General features: G+C 53.4%; 19 protein-coding genes. 13 read left to right on the plus strand and 6 right to left on the minus strand.

Going from position 1 to position 18044, the window contains the following annotated elements; genetic code table 11:
- Positions 1-90 precede the first annotated feature (90 nt).
- From JYB63_RS02355 to JYB63_RS02370, 4 genes are all read left to right on the plus strand, one after another.
- Positions 91-309, plus strand: coding sequence for a hypothetical protein (locus tag JYB63_RS02355; protein WP_205656202.1), 219 nt, complete (start codon positions 91-93; stop codon positions 307-309).
- Between the two features lie 40 nt (positions 310-349).
- A complete protein-coding gene (fos, locus tag JYB63_RS02360) occupies positions 350-748 on the plus strand; it encodes a fosfomycin resistance glutathione transferase (protein ID WP_205656203.1) in 399 nt (132 codons plus the stop codon).
- 148 nt (positions 749-896) lie between these two features.
- Complete coding sequence (locus JYB63_RS02365) at positions 897-1193, plus strand: ArsR/SmtB family transcription factor (RefSeq protein ID WP_205656204.1); 297 nt, start codon at positions 897-899, stop codon at positions 1191-1193.
- Positions 1194-1310: 117 nt separating this feature from the next.
- A complete protein-coding gene (locus tag JYB63_RS02370) occupies positions 1311-2282 on the plus strand; it encodes a permease (protein ID WP_243431786.1) in 972 nt (323 codons plus the stop codon).
- Between the two features lie 71 nt (positions 2283-2353).
- On the opposite strand, the gene hmpA is transcribed toward JYB63_RS02370, so the two are convergent.
- Positions 2354-3541 (minus strand): NO-inducible flavohemoprotein, encoded by a 1188-nt coding sequence (gene hmpA / locus JYB63_RS02375; protein WP_205656205.1) that lies wholly within the window; start codon positions 3539-3541, stop codon positions 2354-2356.
- 50 nt (positions 3542-3591) lie between these two features.
- The gene (locus JYB63_RS02380; protein ID WP_205656206.1) at positions 3592-3951 is read right to left on the minus strand and encodes a hypothetical protein; all 360 of its coding nucleotides are present in this window, start codon (positions 3949-3951) and stop codon (positions 3592-3594) included.
- A gap of 320 nt (positions 3952-4271) precedes the next feature.
- Between JYB63_RS02380 and norR the strand changes: the two genes are divergently transcribed.
- Entirely contained in the window at positions 4272-5879 is a 1608-nt protein-coding gene (gene norR / locus JYB63_RS02385) for a nitric oxide reductase transcriptional regulator NorR (RefSeq protein ID WP_205656207.1), read from the plus strand.
- A 216-nt stretch (positions 5880-6095) separates the two neighbouring features.
- On the plus strand, positions 6096-7319 hold the full coding sequence (gene chrA / locus JYB63_RS02390) for a chromate efflux transporter (RefSeq protein ID WP_243431787.1): 1224 nt from the start codon (positions 6096-6098) through the stop codon (positions 7317-7319).
- Positions 7320-7426: 107 nt separating this feature from the next.
- Here chrA and JYB63_RS02395 read toward each other — a convergent pair whose 3' ends face one another.
- On the minus strand, positions 7427-8119 hold the full coding sequence (locus tag JYB63_RS02395; RefSeq protein ID WP_205656208.1) for an outer membrane protein: 693 nt from the start codon (positions 8117-8119) through the stop codon (positions 7427-7429).
- Positions 8120-8540: 421 nt separating this feature from the next.
- On the opposite strand from JYB63_RS02395, the gene JYB63_RS02400 reads away from it, so the two are divergent.
- The 6 genes from JYB63_RS02400 to JYB63_RS02425 all read left to right on the plus strand — a co-directional run bounded on the left by JYB63_RS02400 (position 8541) and on the right by JYB63_RS02425 (position 14026).
- Positions 8541-9635, plus strand: a complete 1095-nt coding sequence (locus tag JYB63_RS02400) for a TRAP transporter substrate-binding protein (protein ID WP_243431788.1) — start codon at positions 8541-8543, stop codon at positions 9633-9635.
- A 63-nt stretch (positions 9636-9698) separates the two neighbouring features.
- Complete coding sequence (locus JYB63_RS02405) at positions 9699-10235, plus strand: TRAP transporter small permease subunit (protein WP_205656209.1); 537 nt, start codon at positions 9699-9701, stop codon at positions 10233-10235.
- A 12-nt stretch (positions 10236-10247) separates the two neighbouring features.
- Positions 10248-11537 carry a TRAP transporter large permease gene (locus JYB63_RS02410; RefSeq protein WP_205656210.1) on the plus strand — a complete coding sequence of 430 codons (1290 nt, stop codon included), beginning with the start codon at positions 10248-10250 and terminating at the stop codon, positions 11535-11537.
- A gap of 128 nt (positions 11538-11665) precedes the next feature.
- A complete protein-coding gene (locus JYB63_RS02415) occupies positions 11666-13030 on the plus strand; it encodes a cache domain-containing protein (RefSeq protein WP_205656211.1) in 1365 nt (454 codons plus the stop codon).
- Between the two features lie 23 nt (positions 13031-13053).
- Complete coding sequence (locus JYB63_RS02420) at positions 13054-13704, plus strand: response regulator transcription factor (RefSeq protein WP_205656212.1); 651 nt, start codon at positions 13054-13056, stop codon at positions 13702-13704.
- 37 nt (positions 13705-13741) lie between these two features.
- Positions 13742-14026, plus strand: a complete 285-nt coding sequence (locus JYB63_RS02425; protein WP_205656213.1) for a hypothetical protein — start codon at positions 13742-13744, stop codon at positions 14024-14026.
- 38 nt (positions 14027-14064) lie between these two features.
- Here JYB63_RS02425 and JYB63_RS02430 read toward each other — a convergent pair whose 3' ends face one another.
- Positions 14065-14496: a TrmO family methyltransferase domain-containing protein gene (locus tag JYB63_RS02430; protein ID WP_205656214.1), complete on the minus strand. Its 432-nt coding sequence runs from the start codon at positions 14494-14496 to the stop codon at positions 14065-14067.
- Between the two features lie 23 nt (positions 14497-14519).
- The gene (locus JYB63_RS02435; protein ID WP_205656215.1) at positions 14520-15407 is read right to left on the minus strand and encodes a DMT family transporter; all 888 of its coding nucleotides are present in this window, start codon (positions 15405-15407) and stop codon (positions 14520-14522) included.
- Positions 15408-15511: 104 nt separating this feature from the next.
- On the opposite strand from JYB63_RS02435, the gene JYB63_RS02440 reads away from it, so the two are divergent.
- The gene (locus JYB63_RS02440) at positions 15512-16114 is read left to right on the plus strand and encodes a TetR/AcrR family transcriptional regulator (RefSeq protein ID WP_205656216.1); all 603 of its coding nucleotides are present in this window, start codon (positions 15512-15514) and stop codon (positions 16112-16114) included.
- Positions 16115-16168: 54 nt separating this feature from the next.
- Here JYB63_RS02440 and JYB63_RS02445 read toward each other — a convergent pair whose 3' ends face one another.
- On the minus strand, positions 16169-17998 hold the full coding sequence (locus JYB63_RS02445; RefSeq protein WP_336510839.1) for an ABC transporter ATP-binding protein: 1830 nt from the start codon (positions 17996-17998) through the stop codon (positions 16169-16171).
- Positions 17999-18044 lie beyond the last annotated feature (46 nt).

Consider the following 18044-nt stretch of genomic DNA (forward strand, 5'->3'; position numbering starts at 1 on the left):
CACAAAGTTTGCGGGTATGCTTTTGGCAGGAACCAGAGTTTCAGGTCTGGATGAACGGAAGCAACTGAACAGATGTTCAGGGAGTCTCAAATGGATTACTTAATCGCCGCTATTATTGCACTGCTGGTGTTTTTATTGCTCAGACATTTGCTGTTAAGGCCTGGCTCTGAGAAGCCGGTACGCTATACCGCCCGTGAGAGTAGCAGCGCTGACCGTAGAAGAGATAATAGGCACGATACAGGTGGCAGTATTGAAGCCAGCCGTACAGATTACAGCGATTCTGGCGGTGATGGTGGCGGCGGAGACTGAATAAATAGCAGACTGAATAGCAGACGGATCAGGAGGCAGCATGTTAAAAGGGTTGAACCATATAACGCTGGCGGTCAGGGATGTGGATGTATCCCTGGCTTTCTATGTTGATCTGCTGGGTTTTACCGGCCATGTGAAGTGGGACCGGGGCGCGTATCTTTCCGTGGGGGAACTGTGGCTGTGCCTGTCACTGGATGAGCCTGATGTAAGGCAGGATTATAGCCATATTGCCTTTGATGCCAGTGAAGCAGACTTTCCCCGGATTACACAGTGTTTACAGAATGCCGGTGTGACCTGCTGGAAAACCAATCAGAGTGAAGGGGATTCCCTGTATGTGCTTGACCCGGACGGGCATAAACTTGAGATCCACTGTGGTAATCTTCGCTCACGTCTGGAAGCGCTGGAGAAGGAGCCCTATACGGGGCTTGTCTGGCTTTAAAATTAAAAATTACTAATATTATATTTCAATAAATATTGAAATATGGTTTCTGCTGAACTATTCTTGCCACAGCTGAACAGTTGCTGTGGTTGGTTGCTGGCTCACAGAAGTCGGTTCAGCTCAGCAATACAACGCGTATGGAATGACAATGGAACATGAACTGGCCGCACAGCGGCTTGCGGAATTAGGCCATACCACCCGTCTGGCGGTATTCAGATTGTTGGTAAGAGCTGGCCGTGATGGTTTGCCGGTTGGGGATATTCAGAAGCATCTGGATGTCGCCGGGCCGACTCTGTCTCATCACATCAACCGGCTCAAAGGCGTAGGGCTACTGACCCAGCGACGGGAAGGGCGCACGTTGTACTGTGTGCCACAGATGGATGCGCTGCGGGAGCTGACCGGATTCCTGGAGTCAGAGTGCTGTACCCTGAATGTATCTGAGTAAGCCATTGCCGTTAGCAGACTGTTAAGCGCGACATAACGCAGCCATCGCCGGCTGCATTTTTTTAGCTATATATTTTGATATTTATTGAATTGTAAAATTAAAGTAGAGGATACTGATATGTCTGCCGATCGCTTTCTGACACCAGACATGCAGGCAATGCTTGCAGAAAGCAGCCTGATGTTTCTGCAGTTGTTTACTGAGCTGACTGTTCTGTTTCTGGCGATCAGCTTTGTAGTAGGGCTGATTAATCAGAAACTGCCTGCAGAAAAAATACAGCGGTTACTAGGCGCCCGCAGTGGCAGGGGCTACCTCACAGCGGCGGGGCTGGGGGCGGTGACGCCGTTTTGCAGCTGCTCGACCATCCCTATGCTGGTTGGGTTGTTGAAAGCCCGGGCGGGATTTGGGCCGACAATGACCTTTCTCTTTACCTCACCGTTGCTCAACCCGATTGTGATTGCGTTGTTCATTCCGGTACTCGGGCTGAAAGTTACCCTCTGGTACGCGGGGCTGGCGCTGACAGCATCGCTGCTGGCTGGGTATCTGCTACAGCTTTTCCGTTTTGATCGCTTTATTAAGGCTGAGATGCTGGAATCACAACCGTCTGGCTGTGGTTCCAAGTCATCCGGCAGCAGCTGTTCATCTGACGGTGGCGGCTGCAGTACGCCGGCACCGGTATCTGTCTGGCAGAAGGCATGGGCAGACAGTTGGAGCCTGTTTAAGAGCATGTTTCCGTATATGGTCATCGCCATGCTGATTGGTGCGTTTGTACACGGCTTTGTACCGGCGGACTTCTTTGCAGAAGTGGCCAGTGCAGATAACCCGGCAGCGGTGCCGGTGGCGGCACTGATTGGCATTCCGCTGTATATGCGGGTCACAGCGATCATGCCACTGGTGGGCTCTTTTCTGGCCAAAGGTGTGAGCATGGGGGCGATTATCGCACTGGTGATTGGCAGTGGCGGTGCCAGCCTGCCGGAAGTTATTTTGTTGCGGCGGTTATTTTACTGGCCATTACTGGCCGCGTTTCTGGCGGTGATTTTCAGTATGGCGGTGATCGGCGGTTTTGCTTTTGACCATATCATTGTGGTTTAGGAGGTGGTTCATCTTTAGGGGAATGGAAAACGCCGCAGCACTGGCTGCGGCGTTTTGTGATTCAGCGGTTATCAGAAGTCCTGATGGGGGCCGAATACTTCGTAGTGGATCTGGTCTTCAGCAGCGCCCAGGTTGAGCAACTGCTGCTTGATAAAGCGCATGAAAGGCGTTGGACCACACAGGTAGAAGTCGCCATCGTTTAGCGGCAACTCTTCTTTGATCAGGCTCAGGTCCATCAGGCCGTGATGGGTGTTTGCTGCGTCGCTGTGATCCTGGTTGTACCAGGTGTGCGCGGTCAGCGGCAGTACCTCTGCAAGCTGGTTTACCCGTTTACGGAAAGAGTGTTGCTCAACGTTTTCACAGGCGTGCAGGTAATGAATCGGCTGGCTGTAGCCCTGTTTGGCCAGGGTCTCCAGAATGCTGATCATGGGTGTCAGGCCGACACCGGCTGAAATCGCTACGACCGGGCGCTGACGGTCGGTAAACAGGAAGTCACCGGCCGGTGCCAGCAGTTCCACTTCCTGATTCAGCCGCAGGCCGTCGTGCAGGTAGTTAGACACCTGACCGGGTACCCCCATGGCTTCACGTTTGACGGAGATCCGGTAGGTTTCACCGTTGGGGGTGTCTGACAGGGAGTACTGGCGGATTTCAATATGCTCGCTGGTGGTCGGTTTTACTTTCACGCCCAGGTACTGTCCTGGCTGATAACCGATGACCGGCTGGCCATCGACCGGTTCAAATACCAGGCTTTTAACCAGTTCTGATTCAATGCGTTTTTCGATCAGGCGGAAACGGCGGGGGCCGCTCCAGCCGCCGTCTGCTGCTGCACGCTCAGTGTACAGTTCGCTTTCACGGCCAATGAATACAGAGGCCAGCAGGCCATAGGCGGCGACCCAGGCTTCTTCGATTTCCGGTGTGAAGGCATCCGCAGCCAGTTCACGCAGGGTTTCGATCAGGTGGTGGCCGACAATGTCATAGTGCTCCGGCCGAATATTGAAGCTGGTATGTTTCTGGGCAATGCGTTCGACAGCGGCCGTTAATACCGGCAGATTATCAATATGGGTGGCATAGGCGGCCAGTGCGTTGAACAGCGCCACTGACTGACCACCGCTGTGCTGGTGGCTCATGTTAAAGATGTCTTTCAGCTCTGGGTTATGCGTAAACATCCGTACATAAAAATGATCGGTAATCTGACTGCCAACACTCTCCAGCAGGGGGATAGTGCTTTTAACGGTGTCGATGTGTTGCTGGGATAGCATAGAATTTCCTTCTTAGGTATTGCTTGTTATAGGTCGGCTCTGCTGGCGCGTTATGCGTTGCACAGGCCGTATTGGTTTTCTTTTTTACGCTGGTTTGCGGTTGCTTCTGTATGCATATGAATCTTGCGGATCCGGTGCTGGCCAGTCAGTCGCAGGATGTAGCCGAACTTCAGGCCGGTGGCGAAAATCAGCATGCCGATGTGGCTGAGAATCTGGATCTGTAATGTCACCTTTTCAGGAATAATATAGGCAATGAAAATGGTGGCTAACAACATAAAGACCGAGCAGAAAAGCAAACTGTTACCGGCGCTGATCAGTGTGTTGGCGCGCTGTAATTCCAGGCCTGCAAGTGCAGCTGCCGGTATGGCAGAGGAAGGGGCTTCGAACGGTTTTGTAGTGTGTTTTGACATAATAGTTACTTCCCTATTCAGCCGTGTCAGAAACACTGGCTTACATTGCATAGACTGTTTTACACCTGTGCCGATGCTTTATGTCTGAGTAATTACAGTATTCGTGCCAGTATTTGGAGATTATTTAAAATCAGTATCTTATGTGTGTTTATTAGTGTTAATTATATTTAGAGGTGTCAATTTGACTTCCAAATAAAAGAGTCTTTTTGACTTGTTGGTGTGTTTTTGATTTATATCCGTTTATACTTCACTACGTATTAAAACTGCCTCAGAAAATGGTTAAGACGGCAGTGATTCTGATCTCTGAATTGAGGGTTTTTATGAGTCCGCTATCACACAGTGCGTTGTTACAGCTGGCCGTTGATATGGCGAACAGTGTCACCGCCAGCGACCGTTTTGAGCGCTTGCTGAATACCGTGCGCAGCCATATTCAGTGCGACGCGGTAGTGCTGCTCCGGTTACAGGGTGGGGTACTTAAACCACTGGCGCAGAAAGGGTTACACCGGGAGATTCTGGGGCGGCGCTTTGTGCTGGCAGAACATCCCCGGCTGGATACCATCTACAGTTCTACTGTGCCGGTGAGATTCTCTGCTGACTGTGATTTGCCTGATCCTTACGACGGTATGCTGCCTGAGCATGAGGGTGACCTGCCGATACATGCGTGCATGGGGCTGCCGCTGCTGGCGGATGACCGGATCATCGGCGTACTGACCATGGACAGTATGCTGCCGGGGGCTTTTGACGATATCCCCGGCCGCTCGCTTGAATTGATCGCGGCGATGTCCGCCGCCACACTTAAGACGGCGGTATTGCTTGAGCGGCTGGAGCATCATTCCCAGCATGTGGAGAGTGTGGTGGCAGAGCTGACTCAGGAAGCGCTGAATAAAGATGGCGGCGAGCTGATCGGTGACAGCCCTGTGATGCAAAAGCTGCAGCGGGAGATTTCACTGGTGGCCCCATCAGATTATGCCATCCTCATTGAAGGTGAAACCGGGGTGGGTAAAGAGCTGATTGCCCGCACCCTGCACAGCCGGTCTAATCGAAGTCAGGGGCCGCTGGTGTATGTGAACTGCGCGGCCATTCCGGAAAACCTGGTCGAAAGTGAATTGTTTGGTCACGTAAAAGGGGCGTTTACCGGCGCGGACCGTAACCGGGTGGGTAAATTCAGTCTGGCGGACGGCGGCACGCTGTTTCTTGATGAAATCGGCGAGTTGCCGCTGGCAGCCCAGAGCAAGTTGTTGCGGGCGTTGCAAAGTCAGGAGATTCAGCCAGTGGGGCAGGACAGTGTTGCCCATGTGGATGTTCGGGTGCTGGCCGCGACGAACCGGGTGCTGGAGGAAGAGGTGGCTGAACAGCGCTTCCGGGCGGATCTGTATCACCGGCTGAACGTCTACCCGGTGAAGGTGCCGCCGTTGCGCGACCGGCAGGGGGATGTGGCGTTGCTGGCCGGCTATTTCTGTGAGGCAACCCGGCGCAAGCTGGGGATGCGTCAGCTGTTACTGGCGGAAGATGCTGTGCAGAGGCTGGATGCCTACAGCTGGCCGGGGAATGTCCGGGAGCTTGAGCATGTGATCAGCCGGGCGGCGCTGACGGCCCGAGCAGGCACTTCGGCGACCATTGTTCAGGTGCGGGCTGAACATCTGGGTCTGCTGGTGCCGGCCGTGACAGAGCCTGTTACAGAGCTTGCGGCGGAACTGGCCGAAGACGATTCTGTCCGCGATGATTCAACGGTCAGGCTGCCGGATACCGGTGCCGGGCTGAAAGCGGCGACGGAAGCGTTCCAGAAGCAGCTCATTGTCACAGCTTTACAGGCGAATGACGGTAACTGGGCGGCTGCCGCCCGGGAGCTGAAAACGGACCGGGCGAATCTGGTACGGCTGGCCAAGCGGCTGGAGGTTGAGGTGGTCAGGGAAATTGTCAGTCGCTAGCAGACATTTTTTTCACATTTTCATCGGTATGATTGCCGCCGGCACGGCTGATGGCGGCAAAATGACAGCAATAAACAGTTTGCTGACATGTCTCTGTCATCTTTCCCCCGTAGTATTGCCGCTTTTGTTGGTAGCTGTTTTTACAGTATTTTTCTGAGCGTTGAAGGTATTCGCTCTACAGGTATTCTTTCAGGTTAAAGTTTTACAGGTTTTAGTATGCAATCTCCCCATTCCATGTCCGGTACGGACGCTGCAGGCAAGTCTTCAGGCTCAGCTTGGCAGGTATTCCTGACCTTTCTGAAACTGGGTTTTACGTCTTTTGGTGGGCCGGTAGCCCATATCGGCTATTTTCGTACCGAGTTGGTTGAGAAGCAGCGCTGGTTGTCGGACAGCCAGTTTGCTCAGTTGCTGGCGATTTGTCAGTTTTTGCCGGGGCCGGCGAGCAGTCAGATGGGCTTTAGCCTGGGGTTAATGCGGGCCGGTTGGCGCGGTGCCTTTGCGGCTTTCCTGGCCTTTACTGCACCCTCTGTGGTGCTGATGATGTTATTCGCCCTCTGTTTGCCGTATTTTTCCGGCGAGACAGGTGCGGCGGTAATTCACGGGCTGAAGATTGTCGCGCTGGCGGTGGTTGCGCAGGGCGTGCTTGGGATGTCACGTCAGCTGTGTCCGGATAATACCCGGGCGGGTATGGCGTTGCTGGCCGCCGCGGTGGTGCTGATAGTCGGTACGGCCTGGGTGCAGCTGTTACTGGTTTTACTGGGCGCAGTTGCAGGTATCTGGCTGTGCCGCGAGGTTAAGCCTGAGCCGGCAGCGGCTCTGCAGGTGCCGTATGGCAGCCGGTTTGGTATTGCCTGCCTGGCAGTGTTTGCCCTGTTGTTTGTTGGTTTACCGTTGATGAGCGGTGGTGAAGGGATTGTTGCTGCCATGCAGGGCTTCTATCAGGCGGGCGCGCTGGTATTTGGCGGCGGGCATGTTGTACTGCCGATGCTGGAGGATGCGGTGGTTGCCCCGGGCTGGGTCAGTGCCGAGGATTTCCTCGCCGGTTACGGTGCCGCGCAGGCATTGCCTGGCCCGATGTTTTCATTTGCGGCCTATCTGGGGAGTGTGCTGCCTGACGGCATGGGCGGCATCAGCGGTGCCTTGTTGGCGGTGCTGAGTATTTTCCTGCCGGGCTTTCTGTTGCTGGCCGGTTGTCTGCCGTTATGGCAGAAAGTATCCCAGGGGGCTTCTGCTGCCCGCGGGATCGCCGGTGTGAATGCAGTGGTTGTAGGCTTGCTGGGGGCCGCGCTGTTCGACCCTATTTTTATCAGTGCTGTGACTGAGCCGGCGGATCTGGCAATTGGCATTGTTGGCTTTTTAATGCTGGTAATCTGGCGTCTGTCACCTTTGTGGGTTGTGTTCTGGTGTGTGGTGGCGAGCCTGACGCTGGCACTGGCCTGATCGCCTTTATCCGGCCCTGAACGAAAAAAAGCGGTGCTGGCTTTCCGGCTTAAAGCCTTCCTGCCAGACCGCTTTGGGGACGTTTGCTGAATTGCTTAAAAGTCTGATCAGAAGCTGTAACGCAGGCCCAGACTGAAAGCGTCAAAATCAAGATCGCCATTCTGGCTGGTGGTCTGAATGCCCCCCGGACCTCCACCAAAACGGTCCAGGTCGATGTCATCGATTGCAACATAGCGATATTCTGCAAAACCGGTCAGCTGTTCTGTGAACTTCACGTCCAGCCCGGCCTGAATCTGGTAGGCGAATGCGCTGTCACTGTCATCAATGTTAGCCACCGGGCCATAGCTGATGCTGCTGTCCACATCCGCATAGCCGATACCAACACCCAGATAGGGGGTGAAGGTGTCAGAAGGGGTGTTAAATTCCTGGGTGACGTTAAGGAACAGGGCGCGGGTTTCCAGGCTGCCGCCGACCGTCTGGCCATTGGCCGGGAAGTTGTTGCCATTGAAGTTAACGCTATCGGTGTCGTTATCGGTTGCCAGATATTCCGCTTCAATGCGGATATTCCCCAGGCTGTTAGCTTCATAGCTGTAGCCGCCAGCAATGCTGAAGGCGGTGTCTTTATCAAATTCCGCGGTGACATTACGCCCGGTGCTGTTTAATGATGTGTCATCAACATCGGTGCTGAGAATACTGATCTCGCCGTACCAGCCCTCATCGGCCTGAGCCATAGGGGCTACGGTTGCAGCTGCCAGAATCATGGTTGAAATAATACTGCCTTTCATAAATGTCTTTTGCATTTGATCTTCCTGTCAGGTGCCGGTTTGTGGCACCTGCTTAATAGTGCTCGTAGGGTGGATCAGGTTCACTTCGCATTAATTTAATTGCGCGCAATTAAATTGTGAATAATATGAGTGACGCTTTTGAACAAAGTTCACAGAAGTTACAAAAAAATTTTTGCCCGGGCGGGGCGGAGGTAAATATACGCTCTAAGTAGAACTACGCAGAAAACCAGAAAACTACGTAGTGGGTATACGTAGTTGTTCGTGGGTAGTTTCAGTTGGCTGGCTGCGAAGTATTGCGAATATTTAGCTTGTGCGGGCTTTGTCAGACTTGAGTCATGGGGGTTGCGTCTGTTTTCAGTAAGAAGCAGATGCAGCTGTTCTTTGATGATCAGCGGCAATCAGGTGAGACCGGTTTGCTGTGAGGATGATAATAACAATGCTAAACCTTAAAACTCTGAAGATTAAAGCAGCTAAAAAGCTGGCACTGGTTGCGACCTGTGCAGCGGTGCTGGCAAGCCCGGCAATGGCAGCGGATAAAGTATATCGCCTGAAACTGGCAGAAACCTGGCCAACTAACTTTCCGATTTTCGGCGATGCCACTAAGAACATGGCAGCGCTGGCGGAGAAAATGTCTGATGGCCGTCTGAAGATCACCATCGATTCCAAGAACAAGCACAAGGCACCTTTCGGCGTGTTTGATATGGTGCGTTCCGGTCAGTATGACATGGGCCACTCGGCGTCTTATTACTGGAAGGGCAAGGTACCTAACACCCTGTATTTCACCACCATGCCTTTCGGTATGACGGCACCTGAACAGTACGGCTGGTTCTACTATGGCGGCGGTCAGGAGCTGATGGATGAGGTGTACGGTAAGTACAACCTGATGTCTTTCCCGGGCGGTAACACCGGTAACCAGATGGGCGGCTGGTTCCAGAAAGAGATTAACTCTCTGGAAGACCTGCAGGGCCTGAAGATGCGTATTCCGGGCTTTGCTGGTGAGGTACTGGCTAAGCTGGGTGCCAAGCCGACAAACATTCCTGCCGGTGAACTGTATACCGCACTGGAGCGCCGCACCATCGATGCACTGGAGTGGGTAGGTCCGTCTCTGGATTTACGGATGGGTTTCCACAAGATCGCGCCTTACTACTACACCGGCTGGCATGAGCCTGCGACTGAGTTGCAGTTCCTGATCAACAAGAAGAAGTTTGAGCGTCTGCCTGCTGATCTGCAGCAGATTCTGAAAACGGCTATGCGTACCGCGGCTTACGATATGTACATCCAGTCTTACCATGCATCTGCAGAAAACTGGGAAAACATGAAGAAAGAATTCCCGAACATCGAAGTGAAGTCTTTCCCGGAAGATGTGGTAACGGCTATGCGTAACGCCAACGATGAGCTGCTGGCTGAGAAAGCTGCTGCTGATCCGCTGGCGAAGAAGATTCTGGATTCTCAGGCTGAGTACATGGGTAAAGCCCGTGCCTGGACTGATATTTCTGATAAGGCCTATCTGGACAGCGCCGCTGCGCAATAAGCATTTTCAGCTCAACTGGCCTGCGGACCCGGTCCGCAGGCTGTCAGAAAGTCAGGAGCAGTTATGCTGTTAGTCCGTCTTGAGCAGATCATCAACGGGTTTTCCGACCTGTTGGGTAAGGTATCTGCAGTCCTCTTCGTCGCCATGCTGTTTAACGTCTTTTACGACGTCGTCATGCGCTATCTGTTTAATGATGTTTCCATTGGTATGCAGGAGCTGGAGTGGCATCTGTATGCAGCTGTATTCCTGCTGGCGGTGCCTTATACCCTGAAGGCCGGTGGCCATGTACGGGTTGATCTGATTTATGAGCGCCGCAGCCCGGCAACCAAAGCACTGATCGATATGTTCGGCACATTGATTCTGCTGGTGCCTTTTTGTGCACTGGTTGGCTGGTACGGCATCGGTTTCGCCTATGAAGCCTGGGAGCTGGGTGAGACCTCCGGAGATCCGGGTGGCTTGCCTTATCGCTGGGTCATTAAAGCGGTTATTCCGTTTGCGTTTTTTGCCATGCTGATCAGCGGCATTGGCCTGTTTCTCAAATCACTTAACGTTCTGCTGGGCAACAGCCAGCCGGACGAATACCAGCCACCGCAGCATTAAGGAAGCATTATTATGATTGGTATAGTCATGTTTATTGTCGCCCTGCTGATGCTGTTAGTGGGCTTCCCTGTGGCGTTCACCTTTGGGGGGATCGCACTGATTTTCGGGGTCTTTGCTGAAGGACCTGAAATGTTCGCCTTCATGCCGTTCCGTATTCAGAGCATTATGGAAAATACGGTACTGATGGCCGTTCCGCTGTTTATTTTCATGGGCATTGTGCTGCAGAAGACCCGCCTGGCGGAGCAGTTGCTGGAGTCCATGGGTAAGCTGTTTGGCGGTGTCCGTGGTGGTCTGGCGATCTCAACCGTGCTGGTTGGCGCGTTACTGGCGGCTTCTACCGGTGTGGTAGGGGCGTCTGTAGTAGCGATGGGGCTTATTTCCCTGCCGGTGATGCTGAAGTACAAATACGATAAGTCGCTGGCCTGCGGCACTATTTGTGCGTCCGGTACCCTGGGGCAGATTATTCCGCCATCGATCATTCTGATTATTCTCGGTGACGTGCTGGGAATTCCGGTGGGGGATCTGTTCAAGGCCGCCGTAGGGCCGGGCCTGATTCTGATTGGCGTATACGTGGTGTATATCCTGATCTACACCTGGGTTAAGCCAGAAGCTGCGCCGGCACTGCCGCTGGATGAAGATGTGGCCAGTAAGGGTGAACAGTACCGTAAAGCGCTGAAGGCGATTGTGCCGCCGCTGGCACTGATTCTGGTGGTACTGGGTTCGATCTTTGCGGGCATTGCTACGCCGACAGAATCGTCTGCACTGGGTGGCGTGGGGGCCATTGTGCTGGCGGCCCTGTACCGTCAGTTCAGCTGGAAGATGGTGTACGACTCTGCGCTGGAAACCGTGAAGGTAACGGCGATGGTATTTGCCATCCTGCTGGGGGCGACTGCTTTCTCAATGGCGTTTACCTACACCGGTGGTGATTACATTGTTGAGGAAATACTGACTGGTTTGCCAGGCGGTGCTACAGGCTTCCTGATTCTGTCGATGATTGCCATTCTAATTCTGGGCTTCTTTATCGACTTTGTGGAAATCAGCTTTATTATCGTGCCGATTCTGGCGCCAGTGGCGGATGCGCTGGGCATTGCGCCGGTCTGGTTCGCGATACTGATCGCCATGAACCTGCAGACGAGCTTCCTGACGCCGCCGTTTGGCTTCAGTCTCTTTTATCTTAAAGGGGTGTCGCCACCGTCGGTGCGGACGGTTGATATTTATAAAGGGGTGATGCCGTTTATCCTGATGCAGGTGGCAGTGGTGATATCCATACTGTTGTTCCCTGAGTTTTACGGACTGACCTGATGGTTTGTCATTTGCCCGGTGTACGTAAAGTGCACCGGGCTTTTTTCATTTTACGGTATACTGCAGCTCATTAATGACATGCAGTTTTGTCACCGGAAACTGCCCATAAGGGTAATGTAAGGCGTTCCATGAAACGTGTGATCAAGTCTTTAAAAACTAAAATCCTGTTGCTTTCCATTATCCCGCTGGTACTGGTAACAGCGGCGATTACGGTTATCAGCCTGAGCCAGGCGAAGAAGTTATCGGAACAGGAAATTCAGACCTTTGAGGAAAACCTGCTGCGCTCCAAGCGGCAGGAGCTGCAGCATTATGTGGGTCTGGCGATGACCTCCATTTCCCATATTCTGGCGGACGCCGACACCATTGATAAGTTCTCTGAAGCCCGGGTGAAGGCAATCCTTCACAGCCTGACCTACGGGGATGACGGTTACTTTTTTGTGTATGACATGCAGGGCCGCAACCTGGTGCATCCGATACAGCCTGAGCTGGTGGGGCAGAACCTGTATGACCTGCGGGATACCTACGGCAATTTTGTGATCCGGGATTTGCTGAAGCTGGCGGAAGAAGGGGGCGGCTTTTACCGTTACGTCTGGCGTAAGCCTTCCAAGGGCGGCCTGGAAGACAAGCTCAGTTATGTGGTACAGATTCCTAAGGTTAACTGGATGCTGGGCACCGGTCTGTACATTGATGATATTGCCAAGGAAGTGGCGGCTACCCGGGATAAGGTGACGGCGAATATCCGTAATACCTTTGTGACTGTGGTGATTATTCTGGCGGGGACGGTGGTGATTATTGCCCTGCTGGGGGTTGGCATTAATGTGCATGCTTCTCAGCTGGCGGATACCCGGCTGCGGGAAGTGGCTCACAGCTATGTGCAGTCACAGGTGAGCCAGCGACGTAACTTTGCCCGTGAGCTGCATGACGGCATCAATCAGTTAATGGTGTCGGTAAAGTTTCGCATTGAGCTGGCAAGGGATAAGCTTGAGCAGCCGGAACAGCGGGCACTTGCGGAGCTGGAAAAGGGCAGTGATGTGCTGAATCAGGCGATTCAGGAAGTGCGGCGGATCTCTCACGATCTCCGGCCGATTCTGCTGGATGATCTGGGACTGGAGTCAGCGCTGCACAGTATGACCGATGATTTTGCAGAGCGCACCGGTATTACCGTGGATGTTAGCCTGGACTTGCCGGTTCAGCGGCTGACGGACGATATAGAGATTACCCTGTACCGGGTAACCCAGGAGGCGCTGACCAATGTGGAGCGCCATGCGAATGCCCGTCAGGTATGGCTGACGGTGTGGCAGAAAGACAGCATGATCTGGGTTGAAGTAAAAGATGATGGCAAAGGCTTCAGTTGTTCTGCGCAGGGCAGTGATGACTGTGGCATAGGTCTGATGAATATGCGGGAACGGACCGAGATTCTCAGCGGTGACTTCAGTGTGCGCAGTAAGCCGGGGATGGGAACCCGGGTACGGGCCGGGCTGGCACTGGTATAGATTCGGGCTTGGAAGGATAAGACATGAGCGACAGTAAAATCAGGGTGGTACTGGTGGATGATCATCCGCTGGTGCAGGAAGGCATTATTGCCCGGCTGGAAAATGAAGATTCACTTGAAGTGGTGGGGGCGGCCAATGACGGACAGCAGGCGCTGGCGCTGATTGCTGAAACTAAACCGGATGTAGTGCTGATGGATATTTCCATGCCGGTGATGACTGGCTTTGAAGCCACCGAGCGTTTACGCGCTGAACAGCCGGATGTGCGGGTGCTGATCCTCAGTATGCATGAAAACCGTGAGTATATTCTTAAGCTTATTCAGTGCGGGGCTGCGGGTTATGTGCTGAAGGATGTTTCCTCCGGTGAGCTGGTTACTGCGATTCAGACCGTGCACCGTGGCGGTACCTATTTTAGCGCAGGTGCTTCTCAGTCGTTGTTTGGGCAGGGAGACGCAGCAATGTCTGCCAGCTCGGGTGAAACAGAAATGCTCACTGGCCGGGAGCAGGAGGTCCTGAAGTTGCTGGCGGAAGGCGCCAGTAACAAAGAGGTGGCCCGGGAGTTGGATATTTCCGTCCGGACCGCAGAAACCCACCGGCAGAATATTAAAAATAAGCTGAAAATTCAGACATCGGCGGGTCTGGTACGTTACGCAATAGACAATAAGCTGATAGATTAGCGGACCGGCTCTGAGTAATAGACAGGTTGAGTGTTACATGGAAAACAACAAGAAACATCAGGCATATGCTGTTCTGGAAGACGGCCGTAAGGTCGCCATTGATGCAAAATCACTGGTTATTGAGATGGCGTGCGGTGAAGCGGTAGAGATTGACTTAGACGTCGCGCCGTATCCCGGTGCCGGCCTTGCAGTTGCCACGCCACCCTATGCCGACAGGGATCAGCGCCCTCCACTGGGTTGGCCAAGAATCGTGGTGCGCCCCGGTGCCGCCAATTTACTGGAACTCTGTATTGAGTCCGCAACAGAAAAAGCCGAAGACTGATTCTTCGGCTTTTTTGTCTCCGCTTTTCGGACTTATCGCTACGATGCTTTACCTGCTTCCAGATAAATTGCCGGCTTAATGTCCAGCAGGCGGGTGTTGTTCAGACAATCCAGCCCGCGCACAGTAATTTCCCCGTCGCTTATCTGCTGGATAGGCAGTACCGCCGCACCGACAGGATTGGGCCGAAGAGGCGTCCTGAGGGCAAAGGTGCCAGAGCGCTTCGAATCGGTGTCATCACATCCTCCGGTACCTGTGTAACGGTAGGGCTGATTGACGGACTCATCCGGGTTCTGCAGCCAGTAGAGAATCAGAATATTCTGACCTTCATTCAGCCCGCTGAGCTCACGGCGGTATTCAGGTTTCAGTTTTAGCTGGCATGCGGGGCCCTCAAAGGAAATGTTGTTAGGGCAGGCATCCAGTGTGTTGTATGGGGTAGATATGTGGCCAATGAAAGTAAGTTGTCGGTTCATTTATGCTTCCTCGTTTCTTGTCTTTAGCGGCCTTCTTTTGCAGCTGACATGGCGTAAACCAGGATGGTGATCAGGATGACTGAGCCACCGATGATGCTGGTAACCGGCGGAACTTCACCAAAAAAGCCAAATGCCCATAGCGGGGCAAACACCGCTTCTATCATCAGGATCATGCCGACTTCCGGTGCCGTGATGTAGCGGGTGGCAACCTGAGACAGCACCCGGCCAAACGGTGCGGTGAATAATCCCATTACACCCATGATGATCCAGGTGCTCATGCTGAAAGACCCGGGTGAGGCCAGGAAGAACATCACGATTGCCAGGAAAAATCCGCCAAGGCCAACGCTGGCCATACGGCTGACGCCTTGATACTTGCGCAGTAGCGTCTGGTTCAGTGACAGGCAGGTGACTGCGAACAATGCCAGCGCATCCCCCAGTAAATTACCGGATTCGAATGAGCCGGAGACCACGATTGCGATACCGATCATCACGGAAACAATGGCGATCCAGGTAGAACGACGGGTAACTTCACCGAGGAATATCCGGCTGAAAACCGCCGCCAGTGCCGGTGCTGCGCTTAGAATTACAAAGGTATTGGCGATCGAGGTGTTCTTAATACTCAGCACCAGCGCTGAGGCGCTGCCGAGCATCAGAATGCCGGATAGCACGACTGGCCAGCCGCTTTCCCGAACGGCTTTAACCACACCACGTTCATCCCGCAGCTGGATGAATACTGGCATAGATATGGCTGTGAACAGGCCGAACAGAAAGGCTGTATCAAAACCGCTTACCCCTGAAAAACGGATAAAGATCGGATCGAAACTCATCAGTAGTGCGCCGGCAAGGGCAATTAATATACCGCTGGCGCGGGTGTTTCCTGCGGTAAGTTTTTGGGTGAGGGAATAGTTCATTGTTGTATCCTTAATAAATCATACTGGCTGGTATGATTTATTAAGTTTGCAGGCTTGTCAAGAAAATCATACTATTAGGTATGATTTTTGGTTGAGGCGGAATAATGGGCAAAATCGAGCAGAATAAAGAGAAAAAACGCCGGGCAATTTTGCAGGCAGCGCAGGAGGTATTTCTGTCAGAGGGCTTTGTGCAGGCGGGGATGGATAAGATTGCCGCGCAGGCACAGGTGACCAAGCAGACGGTGTATCGCTATTTCCCATCGAAAACCGAACTCTTTAAGGCGACACTGCAGTACATGGGGGAAAGCTCTGAGCCGGATGTAATGGCCCATCTTACTGATCCGGATACTGAGCAGGCGCTGCATAATTTTGCCCTAGGGTTCCTGCGTTTTCATATGACCGATGTTCACCTGGCGACTTTCAGGCTGCTGGTGGCAGAAGGTGGCAAAGCCCCGGAAATGACCGCAACTTTCCGTGAAGTGGGCCCGGATGATACATCCGCAAGGCTGGAGGCGTTCTTCCGTGAGCGTATGGGGCTCAGCAACGCCGGGAGGGTTGTCCGGCTATGGACCGGTATGCTGTTGTCATTAAGAGGGGGCGTGCTGATGGGGATGGCGCGCCCGGATGATGCTGAGATTGAGCAGCATGCCCGAAGCGCGACGGAATTTATGCTGGCAGCGGTGGCTGCTGAGCGTGCCGGAAATTGACCGGTTTTGGCTAAAAAGCCTGCTGACGGTTGTCAGCAGGCCTGCAGCAAGAGATCAGTCTTCGCCGAGAAAGTCGCCGCTCTGGTGTGCCCATAGCTGGGCGTAGATGCCGCCTTTATCAAGTAGTTCCTGATGGCTGCCTTCTTCAACGATGCGGCCTTTATCCAGCACGATGAGCCGGTCCATTGCCGCGATGGTTGAGAGGCGGTGGGCAATGGCGATTACCGTTTTGTTCTCCATCAGACGGGTAAGGTTCTGCTGAATGGCCGCTTCTACTTCTGAGTCCAGCGCGGAAGTGGCTTCATCCAGCAGCAGAATAGGCGCATCTTTCAGCAGTACCCGGGCAATGGCGATCCGCTGGCGCTGACCACCGGAGAGTTTTACGCCCCGTTCACCTACCTGAGCATCGTAGCCGGTACCGCCCTTCGGATCGCTCAGGCTGTCGATGAACTGGTCAGCCTGGGCTTGCGCGGTAGCGGCACGCATATCTTCTTCACTGGCGTCCGGGCGGCCATACATGATGTTTTCCCGGATGCTGCGATGTAGCAGGGAGGTATCCTGTGTAACCATGCCCAGATGACTGCGCAGACTTTCCTGACTGACGTCGGTAATGTCGGTACCGTCGATGGTGATTTTACCGGCATCCAGATCGTAAAAACGCATCAGTAGGTTAACCAGGGTGGACTTGCCTGCACCGGAGCGGCCCACTAAGCCGACCTTTTCGCCCGGGCGGATGCGCAGGTTCATGGCTTCGATTAAGGGGATGTCCTCGCCGTAATTAAAGCTGATGTTGTTAAAGTGGATTTCACCACTGCTAACCTGCAGTGCCGGGGCATTGGGTTTGTCCTGTACACTTTGTGGCTGAGCCAGGCTGGACATGCCATCTGCAACGGTACCGATGTTTTCGAACAGGTTGCTGACTTCCCACATGATCCACTGGGACATGCCGTTGAGGCGCAGCGCCAGGCTGACTGCAATAGCGATTGCACCGGCGGTAATGGCGTTGTCATTCCACAGATACAGTGACAGGGCGGTGATGCTGAAGACCAGAAAGTAGTTATTGATCTGCACCAGAACATTCAGCTTGGTGACCAGTCGCATTTGCCGGTAAACCGTATCCAGGAAGCCCTGCATGCTGTCTTTGGCGTAAGCTTCTTCCCGGTCCGTATGGGAGAATAATTTCACGGTAGCGATGTTGGTATAGCTGTCGACCACGGCGCCGGTCATCATTGAGCGGGCGTCTGCCTGCTCCGTGGAAACCTTCTGTAAGCGGGGCAGAAAATACTTCTGAATGGCCACATAGCACACCAGCCACAACATCATCGGCAGCAACAATAACAGGTCTGCCTGGGCGATTAGTACCATCAGCGATGTGAAATAAACTATAATATAAACAAAGACATCCAGCACCTTTGTGATGCTTTCTCTTAATGCCAGAGAGGTTTGCATAACCTTGGTGGCGATGCGTCCGGCGAAGTCATTCTGATAAAACGCGATGCTTTGTTTCAGCAGGTAACGGTGCATGGACCAGCGGATGGCCATGGGGTAATTGCCGAGAATGCCCTGGTGGATGATCGCTGAATGGAAGAAGACCAGCAGGGGTAAAACCACCATCAGCAGGATGCCCATCAGGGTCAGATGGGTACCGTGCTCGGCCAGAATTTCGGCGGTGCTTTTGCTGGCGATCCAGTCAACCAGATCCCCCATAAAGCCAAACAGGATCACTTCACTGATGGCCAGTGAAGCGGTCAGTAATGTCATCAGCAGTAGCTGAGGTTCAGCACCGCGGGTGTAGTAGCGGCAAAAGGCAAACAGTTTGTCAGGCGGTTGCCGGTCGCCATGATCGGGAAAGGGAGCGATCAGTCCTTCGAAAAACTTCAGCACAGAGTGTAGCCTGTAAAATATGTCTGATTAGCGGCGGCTCTGCACT

The sequence above is a fragment of the Aliamphritea spongicola genome (assembly GCF_017051665.1).
Taxonomy (GTDB): Bacteria; Pseudomonadota; Gammaproteobacteria; order Pseudomonadales; family Balneatricaceae; genus Amphritea; species Amphritea spongicola.

Bases quoted from the DNA above. Each gene is read 5' to 3' on its own strand.
- JYB63_RS02355 (WP_205656202.1), top strand. From the start codon at position 91: ATGGATTACTTAATCGCCGCTATTATTGCACTGCTGGTGTTTTTATTG.
- fos (WP_205656203.1), top strand. From the start codon at position 350: ATGTTAAAAGGGTTGAACCATATAACGCTGGCGGTCAGGGATGTGGAT.
- JYB63_RS02365 (WP_205656204.1), top strand. From the start codon at position 897: ATGGAACATGAACTGGCCGCACAGCGGCTTGCGGAATTAGGCCATACC.
- JYB63_RS02370 (WP_243431786.1), top strand. From the start codon at position 1,311: ATGTCTGCCGATCGCTTTCTGACACCAGACATGCAGGCAATGCTTGCA.
- hmpA (WP_205656205.1), bottom strand. From the start codon at position 3,541: ATGCTATCCCAGCAACACATCGACACCGTTAAAAGCACTATCCCCCTG.
- JYB63_RS02380 (WP_205656206.1), bottom strand. From the start codon at position 3,951: ATGTCAAAACACACTACAAAACCGTTCGAAGCCCCTTCCTCTGCCATA.
- norR (WP_205656207.1), top strand. From the start codon at position 4,272: ATGAGTCCGCTATCACACAGTGCGTTGTTACAGCTGGCCGTTGATATG.
- chrA (WP_243431787.1), top strand. From the start codon at position 6,096: ATGCAATCTCCCCATTCCATGTCCGGTACGGACGCTGCAGGCAAGTCT.
- JYB63_RS02395 (WP_205656208.1), bottom strand. From the start codon at position 8,119: ATGCAAAAGACATTTATGAAAGGCAGTATTATTTCAACCATGATTCTG.
- JYB63_RS02400 (WP_243431788.1), top strand. From the start codon at position 8,541: ATGCTAAACCTTAAAACTCTGAAGATTAAAGCAGCTAAAAAGCTGGCA.
- JYB63_RS02405 (WP_205656209.1), top strand. From the start codon at position 9,699: ATGCTGTTAGTCCGTCTTGAGCAGATCATCAACGGGTTTTCCGACCTG.
- JYB63_RS02410 (WP_205656210.1), top strand. From the start codon at position 10,248: ATGATTGGTATAGTCATGTTTATTGTCGCCCTGCTGATGCTGTTAGTG.
- JYB63_RS02415 (WP_205656211.1), top strand. From the start codon at position 11,666: ATGAAACGTGTGATCAAGTCTTTAAAAACTAAAATCCTGTTGCTTTCC.
- JYB63_RS02420 (WP_205656212.1), top strand. From the start codon at position 13,054: ATGAGCGACAGTAAAATCAGGGTGGTACTGGTGGATGATCATCCGCTG.
- JYB63_RS02425 (WP_205656213.1), top strand. From the start codon at position 13,742: ATGGAAAACAACAAGAAACATCAGGCATATGCTGTTCTGGAAGACGGC.
- JYB63_RS02430 (WP_205656214.1), bottom strand. From the start codon at position 14,496: ATGAACCGACAACTTACTTTCATTGGCCACATATCTACCCCATACAAC.
- JYB63_RS02435 (WP_205656215.1), bottom strand. From the start codon at position 15,407: ATGAACTATTCCCTCACCCAAAAACTTACCGCAGGAAACACCCGCGCC.
- JYB63_RS02440 (WP_205656216.1), top strand. From the start codon at position 15,512: ATGGGCAAAATCGAGCAGAATAAAGAGAAAAAACGCCGGGCAATTTTG.